This window comes from Pedobacter quisquiliarum, assembly GCF_014642175.1.
Taxonomy (GTDB): Bacteria; Bacteroidota; Bacteroidia; order Sphingobacteriales; family Sphingobacteriaceae; genus Pedobacter; species Pedobacter quisquiliarum.
This window is the reverse complement of sequence record NZ_BMIL01000003.1, coordinates 103,864-116,930: the sequence shown is the minus strand read 5'-3', so window position 1 is coordinate 116,930 and position 13,067 is coordinate 103,864. Positions and strand designations below refer to the sequence as shown.

Sequence of the window (13,067 nt, the reverse complement as noted above, 5' to 3'; positions counted from 1 at the left end):
ATGCATCGGGACTTAAAATAAAAGTCTTTATTTTTGAATTACTTCTTAGCGTAACGGGTTTTGAATTTATCGATACGACCAGCAGTATCAACAAGTTTCATTTTACCAGTGTAGAAAGGGTGTGAAGTATGAGAAATCTCCAATTTGTATAATGGATATTCATTTCCATCTTCCCAAGTAGTCGTTTCTTTGGTATCTACACAAGATTTAGTTAAAAAAGAATAATCGTTAGACATATCTTTAAATACTACGAACCTATAGTTTGATGGATGCAGATCTTTTTTCATGATATTATATTTTTTATACTTAGTTGTCGCTTATTTTTAAGGTTGCAAATATCCTAATTTTATTAAACATATACAAGCAACAACGAAGATAATTTCCATTTTATATTTGTTGGCACAATTCAATCAACACCCCATTGGTATCTTTGGGGTGCACAAAACACACCAACTTTTGGTCTGCACCCTTCTTAGGCGCCTCATTCAACAACACAAAGCCTTCTGCCTTCAACCTGGCCATTTCTGAAACAATGTCATCCACATCAAAAGCAATATGATGTATGCCCTCCCCTTTCTTCGCCAGAAACTTCGCAATCGGACTGTCGGGCCCGGTTGCTTCCAAAAGTTCAATCTTGTTTTCCCCAACTTTAAAGAAAGAAGTATTTACCTGTTCACTCTGCACAAGCTCCTGTTTATAGCTAGGCGTACCAAGAATTTTTTCGTAAACAAGGTTGGCGCTTTCGATGTTTTTAACTGCAATACCGATGTGTTCTATTTTATTCATCTTTTAAGGTTATCCAATTGTAAAAATAAGGGAATAATTACTATACAAAAGTCGACAAATATACGCTGGCGATCTTTTTTCTTATCTTTGTGTATAAAACAAGACCCAATATTTTATGGAACTTCCTATTTATCTAGATAATAATGCAACGACTCCCCTTGATCCAAGGGTGTTAGAAGCGATGCTCCCATATTTCACCAACAAGTTCGGTAACGCGGCGAGCCGTAATCATGCTTTTGGCTGGGTTGCTGAAGAAGGTGTAGACTATGCACGTGAGCAGGTGGCTAAGCTAATTGGCTGTACTGAAAAGGAAATCATTTTTACCTCTGGTGCGACGGAAGCAGATAACCTTGGTATTAAAGGTGTATTCGAGATGTACCAGGACAAAGGTAACCACATCATCACTGCAACTACAGAACATAAAGCAGTTTTAGATACCTGCAAACACCTGGAGAAGCTTGGCGCAAGGGTTACTTACCTGAACGTTAAAGAAGATGGCTTAATCGATCTTCAGGAGCTTGAAGCGGCAATGACCGAACAAACCATTCTGGTAACCATCATGTATGGTAACAATGAAATCGGCGTTGTACAACCAATTAAAGAAATCTCTGCTATTGCACATAAATATGGTGCCCTTTTCATGACAGACGGTACTCAGGCTGTTGGTAAAATCCCTGTTGACGTAAATGCTGACGGTATTGACCTAATGGCTTTCACGGCACACAAGATGTACGGTCCTAAAGGTGTTGGCGTGCTTTATGTCCGTCGTAAAAACCCAAGGGTTAAAGTTACTGCACAGATCGACGGTGGTGGTCACGAACGTGGTATGCGTTCAGGAACACTTAATGTACCAGGTATTGTCGGTTTAGGTAAAGCATGTGAGTTATGCAGACTGGAAATGGCTTCTGAAGCAGCAAGATTGTCTGCTTTAAGAGACAAACTGGAAAGTGCATTGACCGTACTTGAAGAAAGCTACGTAAATGGTAACCGCGAACACCGCCTGCCGCACGTAACCAATATCTCTTTCAAATATGTAGAAGGTGAAGGTCTGATGATGGCGATGAAAGATCTTGCCGTGTCATCAGGTTCTGCATGTACTTCAGCGTCCCTTGAACCTTCTTATGTGTTGAAGAGCCTTGGTCTATCTGATGATCTTGCACACTCTTCTATCCGTTTCGGGCTAGGTAGATTTACAACTGAAGCAGAAATTGATTATGCAATTGAGAACACCAAAAAAGCGGTACTTCATTTGCGGAACCTTTCTCCACTATGGGAAATGTTCAAAGATGGTGTTGACTTAAGCAAAATCGAATGGGCAGAGCACTAATGCGCTGCAACTAACAAAAAATATAAACAGGCCTTAAATGGTCCGGAGGAAAATAAAATGGCATACTCAGAAAAAGTAATGGAACACTATACCAACCCTAGAAATGTTGGTACGTTAAATAAAGACAGTAAATCTGTAGGTACAGGACTTGTTGGCGCACCTGAGTGCGGCGACGTAATGCGTCTTCAGATTGAAGTTGATGAAAACAATGTAATCACTGATGCAAAATTCAAAACCTTTGGTTGTGGATCTGCAATCGCTTCATCTTCTTTAGCTACTGAATGGTTAAAAGGTAAAACTGTTGACGAAGCATTAGCGATCGACAACATGGACATCGTTGAAGAATTAGCACTTCCACCAGTAAAGATTCACTGTTCTGTGTTGGCAGAAGATGCAATTAAATCTGCAATCAACGACTACCGCGTAAAAAATGGTATGGAGCCAATCGAATTGGCGAAATCACACCACTAGTTTTAAAATCGGGCATGTCTTCTAATGCCTACATTTTATAGTTAGTAAACTAAACGATATACAATGATTACAATAACTGATAAAGCTAAAAGCAAAATTGATCACCTGATGCAGGACGGAAATATGGACAGCGAATATTTCCTGCGTGTTTCTGTAAAAGGTGGCGGATGTTCCGGCTTGTCCTACAATCTCGACTTTGATAACGAGTCAAAAACCGGCGATCAGTTTTTTGAAGATAAAGGAATCAAGATTGCTTTGGATATGAAATCCTTCCTATACCTGGCTGGAACAGAATTAGACTTCTCGGATGGCCTAAATGGTAAAGGTTTCAATTTTCATAATCCAAATGCCAGCCGCTCCTGCGGATGCGGAGAAAGTTTTTCTGTTTAAATACATTAATTAGAGTGTAAAAAGGGGCGTTTGCCCCTTTTTTTGTGCCTAAATTTGCCGGGACACTTTCGGGTTGCATAATTACAATGAAACCTTTATCATTGCTCTCCCAAATTAACAAACAGTTATATGGTAATCTTTAATGAATTTTCTACCGTTCCAAGTCTCTTGAGAAACGTCGTAGAGAACATCCATACACCCAATCATACTTTCCTCAAACAGAAAAAAGGTAATGATTGGATTGACATCTCTTTTCAGACAACGCTTGAAAACGCTGACGCCGTGTCAGCTTTCTTTCTGCGGAAAGGGATCAAAAAGGGCGACCGTATGGGCCTCATCATTGAGAACTCCCCGGAGTACGTCTATTATGATCAGGGTATACAACAAATTGGGGCAATTAATGTCTCCATCTATCCCACGCTATCTGAGCATGAGGTAGAGTATATCATTAATGATTCGGGCATCAAGTCCATCCTTGTTGGTAGCCCCTTTCTCTTCAAAAAGATTCTAAAGATTGCAAGGAACTGTCGCGAGCTACGCTATGTTATTCCCGCATTTGCGGATCTGGACAAGATTACCGTTCCAGCAGATTTTCAAAAAGAAATCATCCACTTCAATACCGTGTTGGCCACTGCCGAAAACATCACAGAAGCGGAGCTTAAGCAAATTGCAGAAGCACGACAGGCATTACGTCCTACTGATCTCTCCTCTTTAATCTATACTTCCGGCACAACCGGAACACCTAAAGGCGTTATGCTGTCACATAGCAACTTCGTTGAAAACGTGAAAGTGTGCCTGCAACAGATCCCTGTGATTGACAAGGATGATCTATTTCTATCCTTTCTTCCGCTATCTCACGTTTTCGAACGTACAGCAACCTACCATGTATGCTGTGCGCAAGGCTGTACAATAGCCTATGCGCAAAGCCTTGAGCTGCTGGCCAAGAACATGGCGGAGGTAAAACCAACCGTCATGAGCTGTGTGCCGAGGCTACTTGAGCGCATTCACGATAAAGCCATAAAAAGCGGAACTGCTACCGGCGGCATGAAAGCAAAGATCTTCATGTGGGCGCTTGAAACGGGACAGTTGTACCGCAATAAAAAGGAAGCCGGCAAAAACCCCGGTGTAATCTTAACCTTAAAACAGAATACTGCTGATAAGCTGGTCTTCAGCAAAATCAAAGAAAAAACCGGTGGTCGTCTAAAATTCATGATCTCCGGGGGCGCTGCATTGCCTAAAAACGTGGGCGAGTTTTTCGGGAATCTTGGGATCAAGATTTTGGAAGGATTTGGGCTTACAGAAACTTCACCTGTGATGTCCGTAACCGAATATCACCGTCAGGTTTACGGAACAGTAGGCCGCGTAATACCAGGTATTGAAGTTGGCATTCAGGATGTTGAAACCAAAAAGTTCATCAGCATACAGACCCACGAGACCTTCAATGAAGGATTCGAATGTGAAGAAGGGGAAGTTGTGGTACGTGGCCATTGTGTAATGCAGGGCTATTTTAACAAACCTGCGGAAACTGCTGAAGCCATTGATATCGACAACTGGTTCCACACAGGTGATATTGGCCGCTTCTACAAAGGCAATCTGCAGATTACAGATCGTATCAAGAACATGATCGTTAATGCTTATGGCAAGAATGTTTATCCAACACCTGTTGAAAATATCTATCTGAAAAGCTTAAAGATCGAGTCCATATTCCTGATTGGCGACAAGCGCGAATACCTTACCGCAATCGTAGTGCCCAACCGGGAGACCTTACAAGAGCAATTCAAGCTGACTGACGCCTACTTCGCGCAGCCCGAGTTATTTATTGAAGACGCGGAAATTCTGAGCTGGATTAACCAGGACATCAGAAAGCTCTCTAATGAACTGGCGAAATTTGAACGCATTAAGAACTTTAAGCTAAAGCGCAATCCATTTAGCATGGAAGAAGGTGAAATGACCCCAAGCATGAAGCTTAAGCGTAAGGTCATCGAGCGAAAGTACGCTGAACCCATCAACGAGATGTACAAAATGGCCGTAGAAGCAGATTAGATTTACTATTTTTGCAGTCATTTATTTTCATAAAACTTCTCCGGCAAAAGCCGGAACATATATCCATATGAGCTTATCAGAATTAGAAATATTACGCCGTAATGCATTATCCGAATTACGGAAATTAGGTATTGATCCATATCCTGCAGAGCGTTTCGACATCAATGCCAACGCTGCAGATATACTTGCCAATTACGAAACAAACCCTGATGCCTACAAAAGCATCAGCCTTGCAGGAAGAATCATGACCCGCAGGATCATGGGAAGTGCCGCATTCGTGGAACTTCAGGACTCAACCGGCAGGATCCAGATCTACTTAAAACGTGATGAGCTTTGCCCGGAAGAAGATAAAACACTTTACAATACGGTATTTAAAAAGCTGCTTGACCTTGGTGACTTCATCGGTATTGAAGGCTATGCCTTTACGACACAAACCGGTGAAATTTCCATCCATGTAACTTCTTTCAAACTGTTAGCAAAATCATTGAAACCGCTTCCAATCGTTAAACGTGATGAAGAAGGAAACATCTATGATGGTTTTACAGACCCGGAGTTGCGCTACAGACAACGCTATGTCGACCTAACGGTTAACCCCGATTTCAAACAAATTTTCATCAATCGTTCAAAGGTGATCAACACCATGCGCAGCTACTTCAATGAGCAAGGCTGGATGGAAGTTGAAACACCTATACTTCAGCAAATCCATGGTGGTGCTGCCGCAAGACCCTTTGCAACACACCACAACACCCTGGATATGCCATTATACCTAAGGATTGCGAATGAACTTTACCTGAAAAGACTAATTGTTGCAGGCTTTGACGGTGTTTATGAGTTTGGTAAGATGTTCAGAAATGAAGGTATGGACCGCACGCATAACCCGGAGTATACCGCAATGGAAATCTATGTGGCATACAAAGACTACATCTGGATGATGGGTATGGTAGAAGAATGTCTTGAACGTATTGCAACCACCATTCATGGAAAACCGGTTGTAACCGTAGGAAAACACGAAATCAACTTCGCTGGACCTTACGAGAAACTAACCATGTATGAGTCTATCGAGAAATATACTGGCATCGATGTTTCTGCAATGACCGAAAACGAACTTGCAGATACCTGCAGACAGTTGGGCATTGAGGTTGATGACAGCATGGGTCGTGGTAAACTTGTGGACGAGCTGTTCTCTGAGAAAGTGGAAGCGAACTTAATTCAGCCAACATACATTACCGACTACCCTATTGAGATGACGCCGCTTGCGAAAAAGCACCGTAGCAAAGAAGGACTGGTTGAAAGGTTTGAATTGTTTGTAAACGGAAAAGAAATCGGTAATGCATATTCGGAATTAAATGACCCGATCGATCAGAAGGAGCGTTTTGAAGATCAGCTTAAACTTGCTGCCAGAGGTGATAGCGAAGCCATGGCTATGGATGACGATTTTGTAAGGGCGCTGGAATACGGTATGCCACCTACATCAGGCCTTGGCATCGGTATCGACCGTTTGGTGATGCTGATGACCAACCAGTCGACCATACAGGAAGTATTGTTCTTCCCGCAGATGCGTCCGGAGAAAAAGGCTAAGGTGACAGAAGATCAGGATTTTGTTGAAGCAGGTGTACCACTGGAGTGGGTACCCGCAATCCGCAAGATGGGTATCAATACCATTGAAGACTTAAAAGCCGCTAATCCAAACAAGGTTTTTAACGACCTGGGAGGTATGCGTAAGAAACTTAAGATGGATGTGCCTATGCCAAGCAAAGAAGATGTTATGACCTGGTTCGCTTAAACAGAACTAACTTATATGAAAAGCCCGCATTGTCTTACGACACTGCGGGCTTTTTTCGTTTATACCGTGCCTTGTTTTACTAATCCGGACCACTGCAGCAGCCCCCATACAGCGATACCATTCTTGCGTACTGCGTTCGGGTCAAACGCACAGCAAACCCAGACCAAACGCACACCAGACGCACACGGAACGCACAGTTCATGTGGGTTTGCTGTGCGTTTGGTCTTTAACTGCCCTGTCCTTGATCTTTGCTTGTCTTTAGCGCAGTTGAGTACCAGCGCCAGTCTGATAGGCAACAAACCCAAGATACAGCTGCAATAAAAAAGGGGTTCATTGCTGAAACCCCTTTTTTGATATCCAAGATATCCTGTTATGATTTGTCTACATTATCTGTATCTGATCTGTTGTTTGTCTAACATCACCATCTGATCTTTCATTTGTTTGATCTGATCGGCGAGCAACTTATTCTTATCTGCTTTCTTTGCTTCCGTCAGGTACATCTGGGCTTCGCGTTTGTTACGTTTACCCATCGCGATACCAGCAAGGCTAAGTTTTGCCAATGCAATATTGTGATCCATCTGCAGGCCTAAAGAAAGTGCTTTTTTGAAATACTTCTCAGACTGCATTGGTGCTTTTCTAGATTCAACCAAACCAATCAGCAGGTTATAGTATCCATGTTGCGCACGTACCAGCTGCGTTTCATAGTTGGTGATTCGCTTCAAAAACCCTTCAGCTTTCGGCATATCGTCTTTTCTCAAAAACCATTGTGCCAGCAGCATGTTCTCATTATAAAAATATGTTGCAAGAACAAGGATACTGATTAACACAGCGAGAATGCCCCATCCCCAATATCCAAAAACCATTAGTGCTATTGCACCACCCAGGATTGAAAACCCTATTATTAAACGAAAAATGTTTGGCATAAATCAATTGTAAATTTTGTGCAAATATCGTGTTTATATACTTAAAATCAGATTTAAACTTCTAAATTCAACAATTAAAAACGTAACAACATCCTACCCTATGAATAAACTATTAACGCTTTTAGTCCTTTTTGTGGGCTTTCAGGCAAGTGCACAAGAGCTGAACAAGAAAAAGCAGGACCCCTTCAGAAATAAAGAAATTATGATCAATAACTGCACAAGAGAAAGCGTGTGTAACTTCCCGGAATTTAAAACCATGTATGACACGATGTATGAAAGCTATGCACCAGATGCTGCCGTACTGAGTTCACTTAAACCTTTAATGGAAGGTGTTAAAATTACCATTGTAATGGGTACATGGTGTGGAGACAGCAAGTTGCAGGTTCCTCATTTTTATAAAATCACTGATCAGCTAGGCATTGCTGCTGAAGACATGACCCTGATCTGTGTGGATGGCGAGAAAAAAGCGGAGCATGGCTTGATAGACGGCATGAACATCGAGCGCGTACCCACATTCATATTTTCTAAAGACGGAAAAGAAATCGGCCGCATCGTAGAATCTCCAAGAGATACGTTGGAGAAAGATGCGCTGGACCTGTTTAGCAAGAAGTAGCAGATGGGGACAACTTTTGAACCCGGATGGGAAAGTGTGTTGGCACAGGAGCTGGAGAGACCCTATATGCAAGCGCTTCGGGAATTTCTAAAAGAGGAGAAAGCACGCGGCGAGCAGGTTTACCCGAAGTCTTCAGATGTTTTCAATGCTTTCAGGCATACGCCCCTAGACAAGGTGAAGGTTGTGTTACTGGGCCAGGATCCCTATCATGGGCCAGGACAAGCGCATGGACTCTCCTTTTCTGTACAAAAAGGTGTAGCTGTTCCACCATCCCTTAGAAACATGTACAAAGAACTCGCTACGGATGTTCCGGGCTTTCAGATACCTGCACATGGCGATTTAACCAGTTGGGCCGATCAAGGTGTACTTTTGCTAAACGCGACACTGACGGTTCGAGCACATCAGGCGGCATCACATCAGGGAAAAGGCTGGGAAACCTTCACCAATCATGTCATTACGGAGCTTTCTGCCCGTAAACAGGGTTTGGTATTTTTACTATGGGGTAAGTTTGCGCAGAACAAGGCGCAGCTGATTGATTCAGGAAAACACAATTTGCTGAAGGCAGCGCACCCATCTCCACTATCGGCACACAATGGATTTTTCGGGTGTCGCCACTTTTCAAAGACCAACGAAATTTTGCTGGCAGAAGGCCAGACGGCCATTGACTGGCAAATACGCTAGCGGAAATTCAATTATACCGTTAGTATTCTAACGGTATAATTGGTTCTTTTTTGGTTGTAGACATGATCATCATCGTCTGAAAAGTTTTTACAACCGTTATCTTGCTGATCTTTTCCATGATCAGTCTTTCATATGCTTTAATATCATGCACGTAGACCTTCAGTAAAAAGTCGGCCTGGCCGGTTACGTGGTGACATTCAGTAATTTCTTTAATTTGATTTACCTCATCAAGAAAGGTCTGAATGGTATTATTCTTATGGAAATCAAGTTGCACCTGAATAAAGGTCTTAATGCCCAATCCAAGTTTTTCTTCATCTACCAGCGCGTGATAGCTCTTGATATATCCGGATTGTTCAAGTTTTCTAACACGTTCCAATGTAGGAGCTGGAGATAATCCAATTTCCTGCGATAACAGCAGATTTGTAATTCTACCATTCTCCTGAAGCAGTCTCAGTATTTTTAAATCTATTTTGTCCAATTCAGCGGCCATATGTAAGGTTGTTTACTTTCAAAGGTAATTAGAAATCATTCTGAACCAAATTAAATTCGCAAAAGATCGCATTTTTAATAGATTATTTTTTTCAACAAAGTTGTAAATCATGCCTCAGAATCTAATTTGTAGCCATAAACTGCTTTGGTCAATTGGATTCTTTAATGCGTTTTGAGTGCTGACATTGCGAATTTATGTAAAGCTCTATATCATAGTAAACCGATTTAGCGGAAAGTAAAGAGTGATATGCGAAGTGCTGTGAGCGACCTTTTGCATGAGGTAAAGTGTTTGTCAATATTCTGATTTTGAATTTAGACTTAAAATTTTGCGTTAAACTGCCATACAAAATTAAATTTGCTAACTTACAGGTATGATATTTGGAGGAAGCGAGGGCAAAAAATAATATGAAAAAAAACGACCAGACCACGGTTTAGGAATATGCAGACTGAGAATAGAAAGCGGGATGGCGAGTCGCTAGCCGAGGTACATCAAAGTGTTGAAACGAATAAAAGAACAGGTTGGAGGCGTATATTAAGCTTCCTTGGCCCAGCTTACCTGGTAAGTGTTGGCTATATGGATCCGGGAAACTGGGCAACAGATCTTGCGGGTGGAAGCAAGTTTGGTTATCAGTTGATCTGGGTATTACTCATGTCGAACCTCATTGCGCTGCTGCTGCAGTCATTGAGCTCCAGGCTTGGCATTGTCCGCGGTCTGGATCTTGCACAGGCCTCGAAGAACACCTATCCCAAATGGGTGAACATCCCCTTATTTGTACTTGCACAAACCGCAATCATTGCCTGCGATCTTGCGGAAATTATCGGAATGGCCATTGGTTTACAGTTGTTGTTTGACCTGCCTTTACTTTATGGCATAAGCATCACGATTCTCGACACCTTTGTGCTATTGTTCCTGATGAATAAAGGGATGCGGAAAATGGAAGCATTCATCGTGTCCATGGTATTCATTGTGGGCCTCTCCTTTCTGGTAGAAATGTTTATTGTGGAACCGAGCCTTGTGGAAATTGCAAAAGGTTTTGAGCCAAGTGTGCTTTCTGGTGAGGCGCTATACATTGCTATCGGTATTATTGGTGCAACCGTGATGCCGCATAACCTATACCTTCACTCCTCTCTGGTGCAAACCAGGAAGTTTGATCGGGATAGTAAGGGTATCAAAGAAGCTTTAAAGTTCAACTTTATTGATACGGCAGTTGCACTTAACCTTGCATTTTTCGTGAATGCGGCGATCCTTATTCTTGCTGCTGCTGCCTTCTATAAAAATGGTATGCATGAAGTTGCAGAGATTCAGGACGCCCATAAGTTGTTGGGTAATATCTTCGGGAACGTTGCACCTACTTTGTTTGCTATAGCCTTAATTGCTGCAGGACAAAGTTCAACCGTTACGGGTACGCTGGCAGGTCAGATCATCATGGAAGGGCACCTGAACTTACGCATTCAACCCTGGTTGCGTAGGTTACTAACGCGACTGTTGGCCATTATTCCCGCATTCTTTACCATACTCTATTTTGGAGAAGACGCCTTAGGTGGCTTGTTAATCCTTAGCCAGGTGGTATTGAGCTTGCAGTTGGGCTTTGCTGTTATTCCTTTGATTCATATTACCTCGGACAAAAAGCACATGAAGGAATTTGCTTTGAAGAACTGGGTGAAGATTCTTGCCTGGACAAGTGCGCTCGTCATTGTGATTCTAAACGTGAAACTTGTGATTGAGGAGATCAGCTTATGGGCACAGTCGGCAAGTAGCCTGTTAATTTATGGGCTAGTCGTTCCTGTAGCGGTACTCATTGGCTTCCTGCTGGTATTTGTTTTTGTGTATCCACTGATTAAGGACCAACGCGTAGGATCAAACGTTCCCCACGGCAATGCCCTGGCGATTGGTCCGATTGAGCATTTGGCTTACAGGCGAATCGGGATCTCTGTTGATTTTTCGAAAAATGATTTGCAAACCATCAGGCATGGCTTATTGCAGGGCGGAAAAGAAGCAGAATACTTCATCATACATATTGTAGAAACTGCCGTTGCGAATTATCACGGCACTTCGGCGATGGATCATGAAACTAAAAAGGATGCTGATAATCTGGATGCCTATTGCATGAACCTGCAGAACCTTGGCTATCATGCAACACCTTGTATCGGCTTCGGTAAGCCAGCAAGGTCTATTTCTGAACTGACCAAAAAGAACACGCTCGACCTTTTGGTTATGGGTGCACACGGGCATAAAGGGGTTAAAGATTTGATACTTGGCACCACCGTTAATGCAGTGAGACACCAGGTATCCATTCCGGTGCTAATTGTCCGTTAGGAATATTGCGGCAATTAACCGGTGAATAGATTAGAATTTCGGATATTTGACTATTAATTATGAAGAACGACATACAAATAAAGAATAAAAGAGCCTACTTTGACTACCATATCGTTGAGAACTTCAACGCTGGTCTTGCTTTGTTAGGCACGGAAATAAAAGCAATTCGTCAGGGAAAAGCAAACATGTCGGATGCCTTCTGTATGTTCATTGGAAATGTACTTTATGTGCGGAATCTTCACATCTCTGAATACAGCCACAGCTCTTTCCACCACCACGACATCAAACGTGACCGTGTATTGTTGTTACATAAAAAGGAACTCCGCAAGTTGAAGGCAAAGAGCGAGGAGAAGGGTTATACGATTGTTCCGCTGAGAATTTATACGAATGACAGGGGTTTTGCGAAGATTGAAATTGCACTTGCCCAGGGTAAGAAGGAATTCGACAAGCGCGATAGCATCAAAGACAGAGAGTCTAAAAGGGAACTGGACCGGGCATTAAAGGGATAACTACCAGGCCTGGTCGCCCACCAGCGGCACGAATCTAAACTGATCCAGCTCGATCTTCTCATACTCCGTCTCACTGATCCGGATGACTGTTACCATCGTCTGACTTTGTTCATTGCCTACCGGAATCACCAGTATACCTCCGATTTTCAACTGCTTCAACAGGACCTCTGGCACAAATGGTGCACCCGCAGTAACTATGATCTTATTATAAGGAGCATGTGCTGCGATACCCATGGAGCCATCACCAAAAAAGAAATTCGCATTGTAGCCCATTCCAGGTAATACCTTGATGGTGTGGTTATAGATGTTTTCCTGTCTTTCTATGGTATAGACATCAGCCCCCAGTTCCATCAATACGCAGGTTTGATAACCGGATCCGGTGCCGATCTCCAGTACCTTGTCCCCTTTTTTGATGTGCAGTAACTCTGTTTGGTATGCGACGGTATAGGGCTGTGAAATGGTTTGTCCATCGCCTATAGGGAAGGCGATATCTTTGTACGCCTGATTCCAGAAGGTTTCATCAAAAAAGAAGTGACGGGGAATTTTACCTATCGCATTTAGGACATTTGAATCCGTAATGCCTCTCGACTTGAGGTGTTCAACCAGCTTTTTTCTTGCGCCTCTTTCCCTGTAATTGTCAACAAACTTGTATGCCATTTGGTCCAAAAATAAGGCTTTATAACCGATCTGCTTCAAGACTTGGTTGAATATTTTGGTGCTACAGATTTAACTTCC

At 42.6% G+C, this 13,067-nt stretch carries 14 protein-coding genes; 9 read left to right on the top strand and 5 right to left on the bottom strand.

The genetic code is table 11. The annotated features are described in order from the left end of the window. Window positions 1-38: 38 nt before the first annotated feature. Together IEW69_RS05310 and mce are read right to left on the bottom strand one after the other, a co-directional pair. Complete coding sequence (locus IEW69_RS05310) at window positions 39-287, bottom strand: type B 50S ribosomal protein L31 (RefSeq protein ID WP_188625796.1); 249 nt, start codon at window positions 285-287, stop codon at window positions 39-41. Between the two features lie 100 nt (window positions 288-387). After that, the gene (mce, locus tag IEW69_RS05305; protein WP_188625795.1) at window positions 388-786 is read right to left on the bottom strand and encodes a methylmalonyl-CoA epimerase; all 399 of its coding nucleotides are present in this window, start codon (window positions 784-786) and stop codon (window positions 388-390) included. A 115-nt stretch (window positions 787-901) separates the two neighbouring features. On the opposite strand from mce, the gene IEW69_RS05300 reads away from it, so the two are divergent. The 5 genes from IEW69_RS05300 to lysS all read left to right on the top strand — a co-directional run bounded on the left by IEW69_RS05300 (window position 902) and on the right by lysS (window position 6,800). Further along, on the top strand, window positions 902-2,113 hold the full coding sequence (locus IEW69_RS05300; protein ID WP_188625794.1) for an IscS subfamily cysteine desulfurase: 1,212 nt from the start codon (window positions 902-904) through the stop codon (window positions 2,111-2,113). A gap of 57 nt (window positions 2,114-2,170) precedes the next feature. Next, window positions 2,171-2,584, top strand: a complete 414-nt coding sequence (gene iscU / locus IEW69_RS05295; RefSeq protein ID WP_188625793.1) for a Fe-S cluster assembly scaffold IscU — start codon at window positions 2,171-2,173, stop codon at window positions 2,582-2,584. Window positions 2,585-2,647: 63 nt separating this feature from the next. Then, entirely contained in the window at window positions 2,648-2,974 is a 327-nt protein-coding gene (locus IEW69_RS05290; RefSeq protein ID WP_188625792.1) for a HesB/IscA family protein, read from the top strand. 129 nt (window positions 2,975-3,103) lie between these two features. Next, window positions 3,104-5,017 (top strand): AMP-dependent synthetase/ligase, encoded by a 1,914-nt coding sequence (locus tag IEW69_RS05285; RefSeq protein ID WP_188625791.1) that lies wholly within the window; start codon window positions 3,104-3,106, stop codon window positions 5,015-5,017. Window positions 5,018-5,084: 67 nt separating this feature from the next. Beyond that, on the top strand, window positions 5,085-6,800 hold the full coding sequence (gene lysS, locus IEW69_RS05280) for a lysine--tRNA ligase (protein ID WP_188625790.1): 1,716 nt from the start codon (window positions 5,085-5,087) through the stop codon (window positions 6,798-6,800). Window positions 6,801-7,186: 386 nt separating this feature from the next. Here lysS and IEW69_RS05275 read toward each other — a convergent pair whose 3' ends face one another. Next, window positions 7,187-7,723, bottom strand: a complete 537-nt coding sequence (locus tag IEW69_RS05275) for a DUF2892 domain-containing protein (protein WP_188625789.1) — start codon at window positions 7,721-7,723, stop codon at window positions 7,187-7,189. Between the two features lie 100 nt (window positions 7,724-7,823). On the opposite strand from IEW69_RS05275, the gene IEW69_RS05270 reads away from it, so the two are divergent. Next, window positions 7,824-8,336: a thioredoxin family protein gene (locus tag IEW69_RS05270; RefSeq protein WP_188625788.1), complete on the top strand. Its 513-nt coding sequence runs from the start codon at window positions 7,824-7,826 to the stop codon at window positions 8,334-8,336. A 3-nt stretch (window positions 8,337-8,339) separates the two neighbouring features. After that, window positions 8,340-9,017, top strand: a complete 678-nt coding sequence (gene ung / locus IEW69_RS05265; RefSeq protein ID WP_188625787.1) for a uracil-DNA glycosylase — start codon at window positions 8,340-8,342, stop codon at window positions 9,015-9,017. 19 nt (window positions 9,018-9,036) lie between these two features. Here the strand turns inward: ung and IEW69_RS05260 are convergent, their stop codons facing one another. After that, window positions 9,037-9,507 (bottom strand): Lrp/AsnC family transcriptional regulator, encoded by a 471-nt coding sequence (locus IEW69_RS05260; RefSeq protein ID WP_188625786.1) that lies wholly within the window; start codon window positions 9,505-9,507, stop codon window positions 9,037-9,039. 438 nt (window positions 9,508-9,945) lie between these two features. Between IEW69_RS05260 and IEW69_RS05255 the strand changes: the two genes are divergently transcribed. Together IEW69_RS05255 and smpB are read left to right on the top strand one after the other, a co-directional pair. Continuing rightward, on the top strand, window positions 9,946-11,823 hold the full coding sequence (locus tag IEW69_RS05255; protein WP_188625785.1) for an Nramp family divalent metal transporter: 1,878 nt from the start codon (window positions 9,946-9,948) through the stop codon (window positions 11,821-11,823). Window positions 11,824-11,882: 59 nt separating this feature from the next. Beyond that, entirely contained in the window at window positions 11,883-12,332 is a 450-nt protein-coding gene (smpB, locus tag IEW69_RS05250; RefSeq protein ID WP_188625784.1) for an SsrA-binding protein SmpB, read from the top strand. On the opposite strand, the gene IEW69_RS05245 is transcribed toward smpB, so the two are convergent. Further along, complete coding sequence (locus IEW69_RS05245; RefSeq protein ID WP_188625783.1) at window positions 12,333-12,989, bottom strand: protein-L-isoaspartate(D-aspartate) O-methyltransferase; 657 nt, start codon at window positions 12,987-12,989, stop codon at window positions 12,333-12,335. Between the last annotated feature and the right edge of the window lie 78 nt (window positions 12,990-13,067).